Annotated in this window: 17 protein-coding genes; 6 read left to right on the top strand and 11 right to left on the bottom strand. The window is 62.4% G+C overall.

The window, feature by feature from the left end; genetic code table 11:
- The coding region (locus DL1_RS21955) for a hypothetical protein (RefSeq protein WP_211250626.1) at nt 1–206 on the top strand (206 nt) is incomplete at its 5' end.
- A 110-nt stretch (nt 207–316) separates the two neighbouring features.
- Nucleotides 317–2521, top strand: a complete 2205-nt coding sequence (locus DL1_RS07655) for a transglycosylase domain-containing protein (protein WP_038064445.1) — start codon at nt 317–319, stop codon at nt 2519–2521.
- Between the two features lie 45 nt (nt 2522–2566).
- Here DL1_RS07655 and DL1_RS07650 read toward each other — a convergent pair whose 3' ends face one another.
- The 3 genes from DL1_RS07650 to DL1_RS07640 all read right to left on the bottom strand — a co-directional run bounded on the left by DL1_RS07650 (nt 2567) and on the right by DL1_RS07640 (nt 5220).
- Complete coding sequence (locus DL1_RS07650) at nt 2567–3184, bottom strand: MlaC/ttg2D family ABC transporter substrate-binding protein (RefSeq protein ID WP_245739619.1); 618 nt, start codon at nt 3182–3184, stop codon at nt 2567–2569.
- Nucleotides 3153–3920 carry an MlaA family lipoprotein gene (locus tag DL1_RS07645; RefSeq protein ID WP_245739601.1) on the bottom strand — a complete coding sequence of 256 codons (768 nt, stop codon included), beginning with the start codon at nt 3918–3920 and terminating at the stop codon, nt 3153–3155. The genes DL1_RS07650 and DL1_RS07645 overlap by 32 nt, the downstream gene beginning before the upstream one ends.
- A 136-nt stretch (nt 3921–4056) precedes the next feature.
- Nucleotides 4057–5220, bottom strand: a complete 1164-nt coding sequence (locus tag DL1_RS07640) for a lytic murein transglycosylase (protein WP_038064440.1) — start codon at nt 5218–5220, stop codon at nt 4057–4059.
- A gap of 180 nt (nt 5221–5400) precedes the next feature.
- Between DL1_RS07640 and DL1_RS07635 the strand changes: the two genes are divergently transcribed.
- The gene (locus DL1_RS07635; RefSeq protein ID WP_038064439.1) at nt 5401–5748 is read left to right on the top strand and encodes a hypothetical protein; all 348 of its coding nucleotides are present in this window, start codon (nt 5401–5403) and stop codon (nt 5746–5748) included.
- Between the two features lie 88 nt (nt 5749–5836).
- On the opposite strand, the gene DL1_RS07630 is transcribed toward DL1_RS07635, so the two are convergent.
- The gene (locus DL1_RS07630; RefSeq protein WP_038064438.1) at nt 5837–7012 is read right to left on the bottom strand and encodes a MalY/PatB family protein; all 1176 of its coding nucleotides are present in this window, start codon (nt 7010–7012) and stop codon (nt 5837–5839) included.
- Between the two features lie 125 nt (nt 7013–7137).
- Here DL1_RS07630 and def (DL1_RS07625) point away from each other — a divergent pair, with 125 nt between their 5' ends.
- The 3 genes from def (DL1_RS07625) to fmt are packed head-to-tail and all read left to right on the top strand — an operon-like array spanning nt 7138 to nt 9073.
- Nucleotides 7138–7677, top strand: coding sequence for a peptide deformylase (gene def, locus DL1_RS07625; protein ID WP_038064436.1), 540 nt, complete (start codon nt 7138–7140; stop codon nt 7675–7677).
- Nucleotides 7677–8177 (top strand): peptide deformylase, encoded by a 501-nt coding sequence (def, locus tag DL1_RS07620; RefSeq protein ID WP_038064431.1) that lies wholly within the window; start codon nt 7677–7679, stop codon nt 8175–8177. Before def (DL1_RS07625) ends, def (DL1_RS07620) begins: the two co-directional genes overlap by 1 nt.
- On the top strand, nt 8177–9073 hold the full coding sequence (fmt, locus tag DL1_RS07615; protein WP_038064430.1) for a methionyl-tRNA formyltransferase: 897 nt from the start codon (nt 8177–8179) through the stop codon (nt 9071–9073). The genes def (DL1_RS07620) and fmt overlap by 1 nt, the downstream gene beginning before the upstream one ends.
- A gap of 94 nt (nt 9074–9167) precedes the next feature.
- On the opposite strand, the gene DL1_RS07610 is transcribed toward fmt, so the two are convergent.
- The 7 genes from DL1_RS07610 to DL1_RS07580 form a co-directional block, all read right to left on the bottom strand.
- On the bottom strand, nt 9168–10823 hold the full coding sequence (locus DL1_RS07610) for a peptidoglycan-binding protein (RefSeq protein WP_051693410.1): 1656 nt from the start codon (nt 10821–10823) through the stop codon (nt 9168–9170).
- Between the two features lie 52 nt (nt 10824–10875).
- Nucleotides 10876–12096 (bottom strand): phenylacetate--CoA ligase family protein, encoded by a 1221-nt coding sequence (locus tag DL1_RS07605; protein ID WP_038064429.1) that lies wholly within the window; start codon nt 12094–12096, stop codon nt 10876–10878.
- 91 nt (nt 12097–12187) lie between these two features.
- Nucleotides 12188–13012: an ABC transporter ATP-binding protein gene (locus DL1_RS07600; RefSeq protein WP_038064428.1), complete on the bottom strand. Its 825-nt coding sequence runs from the start codon at nt 13010–13012 to the stop codon at nt 12188–12190.
- 55 nt (nt 13013–13067) lie between these two features.
- Entirely contained in the window at nt 13068–14354 is a 1287-nt protein-coding gene (locus DL1_RS07595) for an ABC transporter substrate-binding protein (RefSeq protein ID WP_051693409.1), read from the bottom strand.
- A 77-nt stretch (nt 14355–14431) separates the two neighbouring features.
- Nucleotides 14432–15508, bottom strand: a complete 1077-nt coding sequence (locus DL1_RS07590; RefSeq protein ID WP_038064426.1) for a branched-chain amino acid ABC transporter permease — start codon at nt 15506–15508, stop codon at nt 14432–14434.
- 40 nt (nt 15509–15548) lie between these two features.
- Nucleotides 15549–15728 carry a hypothetical protein gene (locus DL1_RS07585; protein ID WP_038064423.1) on the bottom strand — a complete coding sequence of 60 codons (180 nt, stop codon included), beginning with the start codon at nt 15726–15728 and terminating at the stop codon, nt 15549–15551.
- A gap of 134 nt (nt 15729–15862) precedes the next feature.
- Nucleotides 15863–16849 (bottom strand): branched-chain amino acid ABC transporter permease, encoded by a 987-nt coding sequence (locus DL1_RS07580; protein WP_038064421.1) that lies wholly within the window; start codon nt 16847–16849, stop codon nt 15863–15865.
- Between the last annotated feature and the right edge of the window lie 6 nt (nt 16850–16855).

The raw sequence follows: 16855 nt of genomic DNA, 5'->3' as shown, positions 1-16855 counted from the left end.
CCTCCTCGAGCTTGAACGGCTTGATTGCTGCTATGATGAGTTTCACCTGTCATCCCTTCCTTGTTCCGCCCACGCTGTCGCGCAGAGCAACATCCTTCGGCGGTCAGAAAGCCCCGCTCACGCGCTTCACACAAGCGATCAAGTACCCGCGACAGCTGCGTGAATGCCCGTTACTGCCCAAAAATTATACATTTTGTGCAAAGTGATTAATTTTTAATCTCAATACAAAACTGAAACGTGACTTTATGCGGGTCCACATCCTGTGAACTCACGTGTAAATTGGCTGGAACGAAAATTGAGGCAGCGGAACAGGCACATGACTCAGAAAGGCGGACGGCGCGGGCCGTTGGTGGCCGATAAACGCTATTCTTCGTCGAAGCAGGCGCCGGGCAAACCAAACACTCCCAAACCACGCAAACCGCGGGGCAAAAAGCCTCAGCGGCCCAAACGCAATCACGGGCTTTTCACTGGAGCGGTGATCGGCCTGGCAAACGCCATCTGGCGCCTCATCTGGGGCGGCTTTTGGCGATTCACCATGGTCATTGCGTTGGTCGTAGTGGGCACCTCGCTCTATTTCTACTCGACGCTTCCCGACTACACCAAGCTGCTGGACGGTCGCACGCGCGGCTCGGTCACCATGCTCGATGACCAGAACAAGGTCTTTGCATGGCGCGGGGAGACCTTTGGCGGACAGATCGATGCCAAGAACGTCTCGCCGTTCCTGCGCGACGCCGTCGTCGCGACCGAAGACCGCCGCTTCTACCATCACTTCGGGATCTCGCCGCGCGGCATCGCCTCGGCCATCGCCATCAACCTGCGCGCAGGCCGCGGCCCCTTCGAGGGCAATGGCGGCTCGACGATCACGCAACAGGTGGCCAAGCTTCTGTGCCTCGGGGTGAAATTCAATCCCAAGGAATGGAAGAACGAAGCCGCCTATGAAAGCGACTGCCGCTCGGGCGGGCTCAAGCGCAAGATCAAGGAAGTGCCCTATGCCTTCGCGCTCGAGCTGAAATACACCAAGGATCAGATTCTCTCGATCTATCTCAACCGGGCCTATCTGGGCGCGGGCGCACGTGGCTTCGAAGCCGCCTCCGAGCGCTATTTCGGGATCTCGGCGGCCAATGTCGATCCGCAGCAGGCCGCGATGCTGGCCGGCTTGCTCAAGGCACCGAGCTACTTCGCCCCTACCAATAATCTCGAGCGTTCACAGGCCCGGGCACAGACCGTGCTCGATCTGATGCATCAACAGGGCTATCTGACGGATCGCCAGTATCTCGACGCGAAGAACAACCCCGCCACGCTGAGCAAAGCCGCGCAGCAACGTGCGGGCGGCTATTTCGCCGATTGGCTGATGGATACGATTCCCGACTTCCTGTCGCGCGATACGACCGAGGATGTCGTGATCCATACGACGCTCGATCAGCGCATTCAGGCGGCGGCCGAAGATGCGATGCAATCCGTGTTCACCAACAAGGTCTCGAAAAACAGCGAAGCGCAGGCCGCAATCGTTGTGATGTCGAAAGACGGTGCCGTGCGTGGCATGGTCGGCGGACGCGAGACCAAGGTGACGGGGGCGTTCAACCACGCCACGATGGCCCAGCGTCAGACCGGTTCGACCTTCAAGCCCTTCGTCTATGCCACGGCGCTCGATCTGGGCTACACGCCCGATTCGATGGTCGATGACGCCCCCCTAACGGTGAAGATGCCCGGCTCACCCAATTGGAGCCCGCGCAACTATGAACGAAACTTCCGCGGCCCGATCACCCTGACCGTGGCGCTCGAGCATTCGGTGAACGTCGCCACCGTGCGCGTCTCGGAAGCTGTCGGGCGTGAGAATGTCATCAAGGTCGCCCAAGGGTTCGGCTTTGCGCAAAACCTGCCCAACCTGCCCTCAGTGGCGCTCGGCGTGGGCGAATCGGATCTGCTCGACATGACGGGGGCCTATGCGGGCATCCTGAATGGCGGCTCGTCGGTGACGCCTTACGGGCTCAACACGCTCACGCTCAAAGGCGACACCGAACCGCTCTTTTCCAAGCCGGGCGGGATCGGCGAGCGCGTGATCTCGGAGAAATCCGCCAAGGAGCTGATGTATATGATGCGTCAGGTCGTGCTGCACGGCACCGGCGGGCGGGCGAACCTCAAAAATTATGAGGTCGCGGGCAAGACCGGCACGACGCAAAGCCTGCGTGACGCTTGGTTCATCGGCTTCACGGCGGATTACGTGGTCGGCGTCTGGTTGGGCAATGACGACAACTCCCCGCTCAACGGGGTGACCGGGGGTGGTTTGCCCGCCGAGATCTTCCACGAGACGATGAAACGTGTGGAGAACGGCCAGCCCGCCAAGCCGCTGCCGATGGCACAGCCCGCCGATTGGCAAGGCAACCCGGATGACTGGCAATCGACGCCGCAGCCGCAGCCCGATGCCGCGCCGCAACCCCAGCAGCCTCAGCCGCAGCAACGGAGCAATCCGTCTGATTCGATCCTGAAGAGCCTTCTGGGCGTGTTCGGCGGCGGCAACTAAGATCAGCCCACGCGCCCGCCTCTGGCAGGGCGCGTGGGACCCGGCCTATCCGGCCGCCTTGAGATCCACGATCAGCGCATCGATATTGCCGCGCCGCCGATCCAGCATCGCCCCGATCTCGGCACGCTCGGAGGCCAGCATGTTCACCCCCTCGACAATCAGGTTGAAGAATCTGTCGCGACCCGACCGGTCCGAGACCTGCCAGAGCACCTCGAACGGTGCCTGCCCTCTCAGGGACGCAAGGGTCTTCACCTCGTAGAAGGATTTGATCGGACGCGCGCCCTCCACCTTGAAGGTCGCCCCGATGAACTCCCGAAACCGCTTGCCATATTTGCGCGCGAGATAGCCCTGATAGGCCTTGGTAAAGGCCGCAAGCTGCGCCGGGCTCGCCTGCCGTGCGGCGACACCGAGGGCCGAGCGGCCAATCACGTTCACATCGGCATATTTCGCAAAGATCTGCTCGAACATCGCGTAAAGCGCAGGCCCCGTACGCCCTGACGAGATCGCCGCATTCACATCATTGACCGCCTGTTGAATGAGTGCGCGCGCCTGCGCGTCATTGAGCGCGAGCGCCGGTCCCGGCAGCAGCGCCGCGGCCAGCCCAGCCGCGCCCAGGCCCAGAGCCCTGCGCCTATTGCAACGCGGGGTCTTCATAGGGGTCATAGACATTGGCATCGTCGGTCTCCTCGCCATTGAGTTCGAATCGCCGGTTCTGCAAGTAAAGCAGGCGGCTTTGCGCATAGCTGTCCGCACTTCCGTAAAGAATCGAATCGACGGTCGAACTGTAGCGCTTGCGCTGGATCACCTTGGCGCCCAGCCGGAAGGTCTTGGCCACCAACCGCGGATCGGGGTCGAGCGCATTGAGCGGATCGATGATCAGATCGACAACCGTGCCCAGCGTATCGCGCTCGGTCGAGGGCCCGAGGATCGGCAATTCGATATAGGCCCCCTCGCCCACCCCCCAGACATGCAGGGTCTCGCCGAAGTCCGTTTCGGTTTCCGGCAGAGAGAAGCTTTGCCCCGCCGGATCAAAGATCCCGCCCAAGCCAAGCGTCGAGTTGATGAAGAAACGGAAGGTGTTCTTCACCGCAGGCTCTGGTCGCCCCTGCAACAACGCGTTCACGACCATGCTCGGCAACCCGAGATTGTCGCCAATATTGCCAATCGCATTGCCGATCGGGCCGGGCGGCTTGGAGGGGCGATCATCGGCACGAAACAGCGCCTGATCGACATCCTTGTTGAACTGATGGACCTTGCGATTGCTCGCCTCGAAGGGATCATTGATCCCGCTGGCGCGCGGTGCCGGGCCGCAGCCCGCAAGCCCAAGCCCCATCGCAACGATGATCGCGGCCATACCGGCGGTCTTACGTCTCGCACGCTGCACTGTGTTGAATGTCACTCGAAATCCCCCAAGCCAAGCTGTCGCGGGACGCTCGCGCCCGGCGCATTAAGACACCCATACTGCGCGGAGGGCCCGCGCGCATCAAGGGGCCGTGAGGCATATGTGATCCTGCCTGCGCGCGAGCCCCCCGCCCCTAGAGTTTCGCAAGCAGCGCCGGGGTGGGCCAACCATCGGCGGGCAGACCCAGACGCGTTTGTTCGGCCTGCACGGCGGGGCGCGTCTTGGCGCCAAGAATCCCGTCTATCTTGCCCACGTCATAGCCCTTCTGCGCCAGCTTGCTTTGCAGGGCCTTCATCTGGCTCGGGCTCAACCCCGGATCAGCATGGCCCGGATCAAGTCGCGGCGCGCCCTCAAGACGCGTCGCGAAATAGGCAGCCGAGGTGACATAGACAAAACTCTTGTTCCACTCGAAGAGCACCTCGAAATTCGGATAGACCATGAAGGCTGGCCCCTTATGACCCATCGGCAAAAGCACCGATCCCGGCAGGTCCGGCAAGGTCCCGTCATGCGCCCTGACCCCCATCTGCGCCCACTGCGCGCGCGACAGCTGCGTCTGCAGACCAGTTTTCGACCAGTCCATCTGCGCGGGCACGGTGATCTCCTTCATCCAAGGCTCATTCGCGCGCCAACCCATATCGCGCAGCATCTTGGCCCCCGACATCAGCGCATCGGGTGCCGAGCTTTTCGGGCGCACATGGCCATCGCCGTCACCATCCACCCCGTTGTTCAAGATATCCGCAGGCAACATCTGGACCTGCCCGATCTCGCCCGCCCAAGCTCCGGTCTCGCGCCGCGGATCGAAATCGCCATGCTGATAGAGCTTGGCCGCCGCGATCACCTGCGGGCGAAACAGCTCGGGCCGCCGACAATCATGGGCCAGCGTCAAAAGCGCGTTGCGCGTATTGAAATTGCCCTGCACCTGCCCGAAATCGGTCTCGAGCCCCCAGAACGCGAGCAAAATTCCGCGCGATACGCCATATTGCTGCTCGATCCGGTCGAAAACGGCCCGGTAGCGTTTGGCGTTACGCGCGCCATTCTCCATCCGGTTGCGCGAGATCACCGCGCTCGCAAACTCCAGAAACGTCTTGCGAAACACCCCCTGCGCCCGGTCCGCGCGCAGCACGCTCTGATCAAGACGCGCGCCCGAAAGGAACGCATCGGCTTGAGCTGCGTTAAGACCGGACGAGACAAGATCAGCCCGAATCCCCGACAGGAAATTCGACCAGCTTCCGCCGCATTGCGCCACGATTGGCGTGGCAAAGGTGGAGACCACGAGAGCAAGGATCGGCAAACGCATGGAATGTCCTTTTTTCCGAATTCCCGCAGACGCTAACGCGGGCTCACGAAAGCGACAACCACAAGCTCGTTGCAAAGAAGGCACTCTTTGCGCGTGCGGCATGAATCAGATCGAACGGACAACTTGAATTTTACATTCCTGTGATCAGCATGGGTCATGGGAACGCTGCCGGAGGACAACATGGATTTCTTGCCCAAAGAGCTGCTGGACGGGCTGCACACGGCCCAGAAGCGAACGGCGGCAAAGACCGCGCGGCTGCGCGTGAAAGCGGGCGGATCGGTCTGGCCGATTCTGCGCCGCTACAAGAACGGCTTCACCCTTGATGCCGATCAGGTCACGCATCTGCGCGGCTATGTGGATCTCTACGAGGGCCAGACTCATATCGCGACCTGCCTGATCGTGGCCTCGGATATCGTCGGCAAAGAGTTGATCTGTAGCGTGAAACGCGAAACCGCCGTGGCGGAACGTCCGCCGCTCGATTTCGTCAAGGAAGGGCCGGAGATCGCGGGCTATCTGCCCAAGGCGTAACCGACCAGCGCTTAGAGAGACCGGCGCAAGACAGTCCCCACGAGACATTCGACAAACGGCGCCCCTATCGGGCGCCGTTTGTTATTGGTTACTGCAGATCCGCGAAGGCCGCCTGCAAGCGCGACACAGCCTCTTCGACCCGCGCGCGCGGCGTCGCAAGGTTGAAGCGCAAGAAAGTCTCGCCCCCCGCCCCGAACGTATGCCCATGATTGGCCGCGATGCTGGCGTCGCGCTCAACGCGCGCGGTGAACTCCTCAGGCGACATGCCGGTGCCTGCGAAATCGACCCAAGCCAGATAGGTGGCCTCGAGCGGCATCACCGCCAGCCCGGGGATTGCCGCAATACCGTCGTCAAAGACCTTTCGGTTGCCATCGAGATAGGCGCAAAGCGCATCGACCCATTCGGCCCCTTCGGGACTATAGGCCGCCGTGGCCATCGCAATGCCAAAGCTATTGGGCGAGATCCCCAGCGCCGTCATGCGCGCGGCGAATTTGGCACGCAGCGCAGGGTCGGAGATGATCACATTGCCGATATGCGCGCCTGCGATGTTGAAGGTTTTGGTTGTCGCACTCATCATCACGACGGGCTGATCGGGACAGGCCACCGACATTGGCAGATGCGTCTGACCGGGCATCACAAGATCATGGTGGATCTCGTCCGAGACCAGAATCAAGCCGTGTTTGCGCGCGAATGCCGCCGTCGCCTCCAGCTCGGCCTTGGTCCACACGCGCCCGCCCGGATTATGCGGCGAGCACAGAATGAGCATCTTCTCATTGCCCGTCATCAACGCATCCCACGCGTCGAAATCCATCTCATATCGCCCGTTCTCGCGCACGAGCGGGCATTCGCGCACTTCACGCCCGGCGGCTTTCGTCACGCGCGCGAAGGCATGATAGACCGGCGTCATCAACACCACCGCATCGCCCGGATCGGTATAGGCTTCGATCGACACGGCCACGCCATTCACCAACCCATGCGTGGTAAAGATCCAGTCGGGATCGACGCTCCAGCCATGGCGGGTCTGCATCCACCACGCGATGGCGGCGTTATACTCCTCCATGCCGCCCCAATAGCCGTAGACGCCATGCTCGGCCATCGACTCGACGGCGCGCTGGACGCAGGCGGGCGGGCGGAAATCCATATCCGCGACCCACATCGAGATCCCGTTTTGCGGGGACACGCCGTAGCGCTCCTCCATGCCGTCCCATTTGTTGGAATGGGTGCCGACGCGGTCGATCATCTCGTCAAAATTAGGTGCGGTCATGTGTGTTCTGCTCCTTGTTGCGCCCGCATATGAGCAAATGAGACCGCGAGGTTCAAACCCCGATTTGTCGCGGGCACAATCGCGCGGGATTGCAAGGTGGCAAGCCATCGCCTAAATGCCTGTGCATGACGCTGAAACCGATCCTGATCCATCCCGACCCACGGCTCAAGAAGCTGTGCGATCCGGTACCCGAAGTAACCGACGAGATTCGCAAACTCGCCGATGATATGCTTGCGACCATGTATGAGGCGCCGGGCATCGGTCTGGCCGCCCCGCAGATCGGCGTGATGAAGCGGCTGTTCGTGATGGATTGCATCAAGGACAAAGAGGCCACCCCCGAGCCCATGGTCCTGATCAATCCCGAGATCACCTGGAGCTCGGAAGAGACCAATGTCTACGAAGAGGGCTGCCTTTCAATCCCGGATCAATATGCCGAGGTCACTCGCCCGGCGGAGGTGCGGATGCGCTGGCTCGGAATTGACGGCAAAACCCATGAAGAGCAGTTCGATGCGCTTTGGGCAACCTGCGCGCAGCACGAGTTCGACCATCTCAACGGCAAGTTGTTCATTGATTATCTCGGGCCGATGAAGCGCAAGATGATCACCCGCAAGATGGAAAAGCTCAAACGCGAGCGCGCGCGGACCCCGAAGGATCCGATCCTCTGATGGCCGTGCGCCCCTTCCTGCCTTATGACGACCGCCGCCTGCACCGCCCCGCAGAGCCTGTCGAGACGATCACCGAAACCGTGCGGATGATCTGGGACGACATGATCGAGACGATGGATGCGATGCCCGGTGTCGGCCTCGCCGCGCCGCAGATCGGGATCCTGAAACGCCTTGCCGTGGTCGATGCGTCCGACAAGCGCGGGCAGGCCGTGCGGATGGCGAATCCAGAGGTGCTGCATGCCTCGATACAGCTGCGCAAACATCACGAGGCCTCGCCCAACCTGCCCGGCGTTGCAGCCCCGATCGAGCGGCCCCGCGCGGTGACCGTGCGCTTTCTGAACGCCGAGGGCGAGATCGAAGACCGCGATTTCGTGGGGCTCTGGGCCACTTCGGTGCAACACCAGATCGATCACCTGAACGGCAAGCTCTATGTCGATCACCTCTCGCCCTTGCGCCGCAAGATGCTTGTGGCGAAATCGAAGAAGCTGGGAGCGGGCTGATGCGCGTCGTCTTCATGGGCACGCCCGATTTCTCCGTTCCCGTGCTCGAGGCGCTCGCGCGCGCGCATGAGGTCGTGGCGGTCTATTCGCAGCCGCCCCGTCCCGCCGGGCGTGGCAAGAAGGACCGGCCCTCGCCCGTGCAGCAAAAGGCCGAAGCGCTCGGGATCGAGACGCGCACGCCGCTCAATTTCAAATCCGCAGAGACGCGGGAAGCTTTCGCAGCCCTGAACGCCGATATCGCGGTCGTGGTGGCCTATGGGCTGATCCTGCCGCAGGCGGTGCTCGATGCGCCCGCGCGGGGATGCCTGAACATTCACGCCTCGCTTTTGCCGCGCTGGCGGGGGGCTGCTCCGATCCACCGCGCGATCATGGCAGGCGACACTGAGACCGGCATCTGCATCATGCAGATGGAAGCCGGGCTGGATACCGGGCCGGTGCTGCTGCGCGAGGCGACGCCGATTGGTGCAACCGAAACCACCGGGGCGCTGCACGACAGGCTCAGCGCGATGGGGGCCAAGCTGATCCTCGACACGCTGGCGCAGATCGACGCGCTCACTCCCGAGGCACAGCCCGAAGCTGGCGTGACCTATGCCAGCAAGATCGACAAGGCCGAGGCGCGCATCGACTGGACGCGCCCCGCCCCCGAGTTGGTGCGCCATATCAACGGTCTTTCGCCCTTCCCCGGTGCGTGGTGCGAGATCAATGACGAGCGGGTCAAACTGCTGCAGGCAGCGCTTGGCCAAGGTCAGGGCACACCCGGCGCCGTGCTCGATGGCTTCACCATCGCCTGCGGCACTGGTTCGCTGGAGATCTTGCAGGCCCAACGCCCCGGCAAACGCGCAATGGCAGTCAAAGACAGCCTGCACGGGCGCGAGATGCCCGCGCGTCTCGACTGACCCACCGCGCAGACGCACCTTTTGGCCCGATCGCTGACATGAAAAAGGAGGGCTGCGCCCCCCTTTCTCCGCGTCTCATTTGCCAGATCCAGACTTAGCGAAACCCGATCGCGCCAGACAGAAGCTGCGCGACGGTCGCCTGATCGAGATAGCCGGTCGGGGTCAGACCGCCCGCTTTCTGATAGCGCCGGATCGCGCGCCGGGTCTCGGGGGTGAAGACCCCATCGACCTTTCCGGGCTTGAGCCCCATCTGCTGAAGCCGCTGCTCCACGAGGGATTTCGCAACCCCCGGAAGCCCCAAAGCATCCTCATTGGCCTTGGCCTGCGCATCCGCCGCGCTGTCCTGACTGGCATCGCGCAGCGCTGCGATCCGAGCCTCGGCCTCGGCGCGGAAAGCGGGCTTGTCGCGGCTCGAGAGATAATCGCGATAGGCCGAGATCGTATCGGCCCGGCGCGCCGCATCCCAATCCGCACGATCCGCCGATTGGGCATCGGCACGGCGCTCTGCCTCGATCTTGTCCAGCCGCTCCTGCGCGAGATCGGCAAACAGACCATCGGGATATTTCTTGAGATAGGCGCGCAGCCCCGGCTCATCGCCCGCTTTGCCGGTTTGTTCCCAATAGCTGCGATCCTGCTTGTCGATTTCGGCCTGACGCGCCTTGGCCTGCGCATCCAGCTCGGCCGAGCGCTTCTCGCCCTGCGCCGACAAACGGGTCAGCTGATCGCGCGTCAGATAGGAGGTGTCTTCGAACCCGTTGGCCCGCTGCCAACGCGCAATCGCCGCGCGCGAGCCGGGGCCAAAGACACCGTCCACGCCCTTGGGATCATAGTCGAGAATAGTGAGATATTGCTGAACTTCGCGCCTCTGATCGCGGGTCAGCCCCAGCGCCTCCTCGGCCGCACTGGCCTGTTGCGCGGGCTGGGCTTTGAGCGCGGTGATCCGCGTGCGCGCATCATCGGCATGCGGACCATCAGGATAGCGATTCAGATAGAGCTGGTAGGCATCGACCGTATCTTGCGTGCGCGCCAGATCCCAATAGGCGGCAGACGGATCCGCTGCAGGGGCAGGCGCGGGCTTGGCGGGCTTTTGCACCATAGCATCGCTCGACACCAAGCTGAGATCGTCCGGCAGGTAGCCCGACTGGCTTAGCCCCGCCGAGCTTGCCGCCGCAGCCAAGGCCTGTCCCGGCTGGGCAAAATCGCTTTTCATCAGGGCAACCACTTGCTGAGGCGTGCCCCGCAAGACACTGACACCTTGCGGAATATCGAGCGTACCGATACCCGGCCGGGTCAGACCCGAGGGATCCTCCGCCGCTTTATCCGCGCCCAGCACAAGCACCGCGTGGCCCGGATGCGCGGCCAGCACGCTGAGGACGGCCGAGAGCGGCAGCGCCTCGCTCACAGCTTCCGGCAGACTTTGATCGCGCACGTCGACGGGCAGGAAATAGGTCTCGGCACGGGTATGCACGAAGCGCCCCGAGAGCGTGACCGCCACCGTATCGGCTTGCGCGGCCTCATCGACGAAATCGCGAAACTTCGTGCGAATGTCGCCAGCATCGGCATCCTTCGCACTCAAAACGGCAAAGCCTGCAGCCTGAAGGTTGGATTGCGCGCCGGCTACACCATCCGCGCCTTTGACCGCACCGATCCGGTCATAATTCGAATTGCCCAGAACGAACGCCAAATCCCCCGCATGCGCAGGGATCGTCAGGGCGGCTATCGCGGCCCCGGTCAACAGTAGTTTCCGCATGGTATCCTCCGTCTCTCCGGAGCTTCAACGCCGCGCGCGCCTGCGGGGTTCCTCAGTCATAGCTGCGCTGGTCGTCGATGACCTTGCCGTCATTGGGCAGGCTGCCGGGCGCCACGAGCGTGATCTCTCCCTTCATCTTGAGCGCCGCGCGGATGCCATCCTCAAAGCGCGCAGGGTCCGCGGCCTCGGTCTCGATCTGGACGCTGAGCACATCCATCTCGCCGCGTCGCGTGGCGATGACGCGGGCCTTTTGCACCTCGGAATGAGCCGCGACAAAGGCCGCGACCTGCTCGGGGCGCACGAACATTCCCTTGATCTTGGTGGTCTGATCGGCGCGCCCCATCCAGCCCTTGATACGCACATTCGTGCGCCCGCAGGGCGAGACCCCCGGCAGCACCGCCGACAGATCCCCGGTCGCAAACCGGATCAGCGGATAGTCGGGATTGAGCGTGGTCACGACGACCTCCCCCACCTCGCCGTCGCGGACCGGATCGCCGGTGCCGGGGCGGACGATCTCGACGATCACGCCCTCGTCCACGATCAACCCCTCCTGCGCGGCGCTCTCATAGGCGATATTGCCCAGATCCGCTGTGGCGTAGCATTGCAGACAGGCAATGCCGCGATCCGCGTAGTCCTGACGCAGACTCGGGAAAAGTGCACCGCCCGACACGGTCGCCTTGCGGATCGCCAACCGCTCACCCATCTCCTGGGCCTTCTCAAGAATGACACGCAGATAATCCGGCGTTCCGGCATAGACCGTCGTGCCGATATCGACGGCGGCACGCACCTGCAGCTCGGTCTGGCCGGTGCCCGCCGGCAGCACGCTGGCGCCCACGGCCCGCGCGGCATTTTCGAACATCGTTCCGGCAGGCGTCAGGTGATAGCCAAAGCAGTTCTGCACGATATCGCCCGGGCCAACCCCTGCGGCATGCACGAAGCGCCCGATGCGCCACCAGTCATGCGCCCCGCCGCCCGGCTCGTAGATCGGTCCCGGAGACTGGAAGATATGGGCAAAGCCATGCGCCGGATGCGGCGTCAGCCCGCCAAAGGGAGGCTGCGCCTTTTGTGCGGCAACAAGATCGGATTTGCGCAGGATCGGCAGCCGCGCCAGATCCGCACGCGAGGCAACGCGGGCTGCGTCCACATCCTGCAGATGCACAGCCATTCCCGGTGCCAGACGCGCCTTGGCGATCACCTCGGGCAAGGCCGCGGCAAGATCGTGTTCGCGCTGCTCAGAGCTGCGGGTTTCCCGCGCGTCGTAATGCTCGCCCATCAGCTGCGTTTCCTTCCTCGGCTCGTGGGCGGATCGCCCTTTTGCTGCACAAAATTGCTGCGCAGCAATTGTTTAATTTCAAGATATTGCATCACGCGAGCCAGCGCTTGCGTCGGCGGTAGCTACGCACGTCTCGAAAGCTCTTGCGTCCGTCATCACCCATCCCGAGATAGAACTCTTTCACATCTGGGTTTTCGCGCAGATCAGCGGCGGGCCCATCCATCACGATGCGCCCGCTTTCGAGGATATAGCCGTAATGGGCATAGCGCAGCGCGACATTGGTGTTCTGCTCGGCCAGCAGAAAAGTCACGCCCTCGCTCTCATTGACCGCCTTCACGATCTGGAAGATCTGCTCGACCAGCTGCGGCGCAAGCCCCATCGAGGGCTCATCGAGCAAGATCATCTCGGGGCGGCTCATCAGCGCGCGACCCATCGCGACCATCTGCTGCTCGCCGCCCGAAGTATAGCCCGCCTGACTTTTGCGCCGCTCGCGCAGCCGCGGGAAATAGGTGTAGACCATCTCTAGATCCGACTGGATCGCCGCCCGCCCGTCGCGCCGCGTATAGGCGCCGGTCAGAAGGTTCTCTTCAACAGTCAGATGCTCGAAACAATGGCGCCCCTCCATCACCTGAATGACGCCTTTGCGCACCAACTCTGCCGGGGCGCCGCCCTCCACGCGCTCGCCGCGATACAGGATGCTGCCCTTGGTGACCTCGCCCCGCTCGGATCCAAGCAGGCTGGAGATTGCCTTGAGCGTGGTGGTCTTGCCCGCGCCATTGCCGCCCAGAAGCGCGGTGATCCCGCCCTTGGGCACGCTCAGGCTGACGCCTTTGAGCACGAGGATGACGTGATTGTAGATCACCTCGATATTGTTGACCTCAAGCAGGGCCGTATCGCCGCCGGTCTCATCGCGCATCGCAAAACTCCACGGAAAAATTGGGCCCCCGACAGCAAGGCCGGGGGCCGGGTCGTCACTTGCAGCTTTCCTCGATGCCAGCTTCCTTGGCATAGGCCGCCGAATCCTCGGCAATCAGCGGATCGAGGACTTCGCGATCCGAGCTGATCCAGTCCGATGCCTCGTTCCACTTCTTGGCAGCCGCATCCCACTGGAACACCTTGGCCGAGCCCGGCCCGCCATGGTTCTCGCAGCTTGCCTTGATCGGTTGCGCGAAATTCGGCAGGCCCAGCTCTTCAAGCCGCGCCTCGGTCAGGTCGAGATTCTCGAAACCATCGCGCACTTCGGCCGCGTTGACATCGGACTTCCCGGTCATTTCCTGCGCCTTGCGGATCGCCTCGGAGATGATCATCGCCGCGTACATGCCGCGCGAATATAGCATCGTTCCGATCTGATCGCCTGCGCCGCTCGCCTTGCCGGTATCGACGACATATTTCTTGAGATCGTCATAGACCGGATAGGCGCCCCCCGTCCCGTGGAACGAGAGCGACTTGTAGCCCGACGCCTTGTCGCCCGCAGGTGCCACGTCGTTCTCCGAGCCCGACCACCAGACACCGATGAAATGATCCATCGGATAGCGGATGTTCACCGCCTCTTGGATCGCGACCTGGTTCATCACGCCCCAACCCCACATCAGCACGTAATCGGGCTTCTCGCGGCGGATCTGAAGCCATTGCGACTTCTGCTCCTGACCGGGGTGATCGACCGGGATCGCTTTGAGGGTGAACCCGTGTTTCTTGGCAAGCTCCTCAAGCGTGCGGATCGGCTCCTTGCCATAGGCGGAGTTGTGATAGACCAGAGCGACGGTCTTGCCTTTGATGTCGCCACCTTCCTGATCAAGGATGTATTTGATCGCAACCGAGGCACCGTCCCAATAGTTGGCAGGGAAGTTGAACACCCATTTGAAAACTTTGCCATTGGCCGCCGACGTGCGCCCATAGCCCGGCGTGTAAAGCGTGATACCGTCCGCTGACATCTTCGGGATCAGCTGGTAGGTGATCCCGGTCGAGAGCGGGTTATAGACCAACGCCCCGGTGCCCTTCGTGCTCTCGTAGCACTCGACACCTTTTTCGGTGTTATAGGCGGTCTCGCATTCCGGGCTTTGCACCTTTTCGCCGCCAATGCCGCCGTCGCGCTCGTTGAGCAGGGTGAAATAGTCGTTGAAGCCATCGGCATAGGGAATGCCATTCGCGGCATAGGCCCCCGTGCGATAGCTCAGATTTGGCACCACCAGATCGGCGAATGCCGGGGCCGAGGTCAGCGTGATCGCCGCCGCGACCCAAGCGGTCAGGGTCTTCTTCATGTCATCTCCTCCCAGAGCATCATGTGTCGGTTGCGCCGGGTGCGATCCCGGTTCTCATCTATCGGCAGGCCCGCCCCTCAATAGGGGAAGGGCCAAAGCCGGAGTTTTTCCTTGGCCACGCGCCAAAGCTGCGCCAGCCCGTGCGGCTCGGCGATCAGGAACACCACGATCAACCCGCCCACGATCATCAGCTCGATATGCGCGGCCAGATCGGTCGGCCATCCCAGCGCCCCCACCAGAACGTTCTTGAGAAACACCGGCAGCAGCACGAGAAACGCCGCCCCCGCGAAGGATCCAAAGATCGAGCCGAGACCGCCGATGATCACCATGAACAGGATCAGAAAGCTTTTCTGGATGCCGAAGGCCTCGCCAACCTCCGCCGCGCCCAGATAGACTGAGAAGAACAGCGCACCGGCAATCCCGATGAAGAACGAACTGACCGCGAAGGCCGAAAGCTTGGTTGTGAGCGGGTTCACCCCGATGATCTCGGCGGCGATATCCATATCGCGGATCGCCATCCATTTGCGTCCCACCGTGCCGCGCGTCAGGTTGCGTGCCACGAGCGCGACCAGCGTCAGGATCACAAGACAGAACATGTATTTGGCCGTCGCGCTGGTCTGCGCGCCCGTCACGAAGACACTGAAAACGGTGCGCTCGGGGGCGGTAATCTGGCCCGAAGCGGAGTAGTTGTAGAACCACGGCACCTTGTTGAAGAGCCAGACAAGGAAGAACTGCGCAGCCAGGGTCGCCACCGCCAGATAGAATCCCTTGATGCGCAGGCTTGGCAGGCCGAACAACACGCCGACCGCCGCCGTCACGACCCCCGCAAGGATCACATGCACAAAGATCGAGATATCGGGAAAGGCGGTCATCAGCTTGTAGACGGAATAGGCGCCCACCGCCATAAACCCGCCGGTCCCCAACGAGACCAGCCCCGCATAGCCGACGAGTATATTCAGCCCAATCGCTGCAATCGCGTAGATCAGAAACGGCACCGCGACCGCGCTGGCCCAGTAGTCATTGATGAAGAGCGGCACGATGCCGAAAGCCACGATCAGCACGCCATAATAGCGCAGCCGGTCGAATTTGATCGGGAAGGTCTGGCTGTCCTCCTGATAGGATGATTTGAAGTCGCCTGCTTCGCGATAAAACATCAGCCCCTCCCCGGATTGCAGCTGGAGAGGGCGGTCTTGCTCAGTCTGCGCGGCGCAGCCTCAACCAGGCCCAAAGGCCGACCGCCGCGCCGAGCGCCGCCAGAACGATGTTGAGAGACTGAAGCTGCGAGGCCTCGTCCGCCGGGGCGGCCAAAGCGATCCATCCGAAGGACAAAGCAGCGCCCCAGCCGATGGTGAACAACGTCGCACAGGTTTTCATGATCGTGGCTCCTCCCAAAGCGCGCCTGTCCGTCGCGGCCCGGGCCTCCCAACCCGTTTACGCAGCGACATCTTTGAGGATGTCCCACACGACCGCACCGATCAAGGAATTTATGGCGTCGTGATGACATGGCGTCAGACCCTTTCAATGATGCGCTCGCCAAACAGCCCCTGCGGGCGAAAGACGAGGAAGACGAGCGCGAGCACATAGGCGAACCAGTTTTCGGTCGCGCCGCCGATCATCGGACCGATGGAAAACTCAAAGAGCTTCTCGCCCACGCCGATAATCAAGCCACCGACGATGGCGCCGGGGATCGAGGTGAACCCGCCCAGCATCAGCACCGGCAGCGCCTTGAGCGCGATCAGCGACAGCGAGAACTGAACCCCCGATTTCGAGCCCCACATGATTCCGGCGACCAGCGCCACGAAGCCTGCGATGGACCAGACCAGAACCCAGATGAAGCGCAGCGAGATGCCAACCGACAGCGCCGCCTGATGGTCATCCGCCACCGCGCGCAAGGCCCGCCCCTGCTTTGAGAACTGGCTGAACAGGGTGAGCGCGGTCACCAGCAGGACGGCGACGACGGTGGCCACGATATCGAGATTGTCGATGAAAAACCCGTAACCGAACCAATTCGCAGTCGTGGTCTCGATCGTATCGTTGATCCCCTGCGGCAGCCCGACATCAAGCGTCTTGATGTCCGAGCCCCACATCACATCGCCGAAGCCCTCAAGGAAATAGGCCAAGCCGATGGTCGCCATGAACAGGATGATCGGCGCTTGGCTGACCAGATGCTTGAGCACGAGTTTCTCGATCACAATGGCCAGCAGCACCATCACGCCTGCGGTCAGCACGATTGCGATGACCGCGGGCACCTGCCAGCCGAAATGGGTCAGATGACCGCCGGTGATCGCGTTGATCAGATGGGCGAAAGGCACCTGACCCTCCTGAATGCCCACCAGCGTCAGCGCGGCAAAAAGCGCAAGCACCCCTTGCGCATAATTGAAAATGCCGCTGGCCTTGAAGATCAGAACGAAGCCCAGCGCCACCAGCGCGTAAAGCACGCCGGCCATCAGCCCGTTCAGCGTGACTTCCATCGCATAGAGCAGTTGATCAGGCATAATGCG

It is taken from the genome of Thioclava dalianensis (genome assembly GCF_000715505.1).
GTDB classification, from domain to species: Bacteria; Pseudomonadota; Alphaproteobacteria; order Rhodobacterales; family Rhodobacteraceae; genus Thioclava; species Thioclava dalianensis.
This window is presented reverse-complemented; position numbering and strand designations above follow the sequence as displayed.

Bases quoted from the DNA above. Each gene is read 5' to 3' on its own strand.
- DL1_RS07595 (WP_051693409.1), bottom strand. From the start codon at position 14,354: ATGAAGAAGACCCTGACCGCTTGGGTCGCGGCGGCGATCACGCTGACC.
- DL1_RS07590 (WP_038064426.1), bottom strand. From the start codon at position 15,508: ATGTTTTATCGCGAAGCAGGCGACTTCAAATCATCCTATCAGGAGGAC.
- DL1_RS07630 (WP_038064438.1), bottom strand. From the start codon at position 7,012: ATGACCGCACCTAATTTTGACGAGATGATCGACCGCGTCGGCACCCAT.
- DL1_RS07580 (WP_038064421.1), bottom strand. From the start codon at position 16,849: ATGCCTGATCAACTGCTCTATGCGATGGAAGTCACGCTGAACGGGCTG.
- DL1_RS07650 (WP_245739619.1), bottom strand. From the start codon at position 3,184: ATGACCCCTATGAAGACCCCGCGTTGCAATAGGCGCAGGGCTCTGGGC.
- DL1_RS07600 (WP_038064428.1), bottom strand. From the start codon at position 13,012: ATGCGCGATGAGACCGGCGGCGATACGGCCCTGCTTGAGGTCAACAAT.
- DL1_RS07635 (WP_038064439.1), top strand. From the start codon at position 5,401: ATGGATTTCTTGCCCAAAGAGCTGCTGGACGGGCTGCACACGGCCCAG.
- DL1_RS07640 (WP_038064440.1), bottom strand. From the start codon at position 5,220: ATGCGTTTGCCGATCCTTGCTCTCGTGGTCTCCACCTTTGCCACGCCA.
- def (WP_038064436.1), top strand. From the start codon at position 7,138: ATGACGCTGAAACCGATCCTGATCCATCCCGACCCACGGCTCAAGAAG.
- DL1_RS07655 (WP_038064445.1), top strand. From the start codon at position 317: ATGACTCAGAAAGGCGGACGGCGCGGGCCGTTGGTGGCCGATAAACGC.
- DL1_RS07585 (WP_038064423.1), bottom strand. From the start codon at position 15,728: ATGAAAACCTGTGCGACGTTGTTCACCATCGGCTGGGGCGCTGCTTTG.
- DL1_RS07610 (WP_051693410.1), bottom strand. From the start codon at position 10,823: ATGCGGAAACTACTGTTGACCGGGGCCGCGATAGCCGCCCTGACGATC.
- fmt (WP_038064430.1), top strand. From the start codon at position 8,177: ATGCGCGTCGTCTTCATGGGCACGCCCGATTTCTCCGTTCCCGTGCTC.
- def (WP_038064431.1), top strand. From the start codon at position 7,677: ATGGCCGTGCGCCCCTTCCTGCCTTATGACGACCGCCGCCTGCACCGC.
- DL1_RS07605 (WP_038064429.1), bottom strand. From the start codon at position 12,096: ATGGGCGAGCATTACGACGCGCGGGAAACCCGCAGCTCTGAGCAGCGC.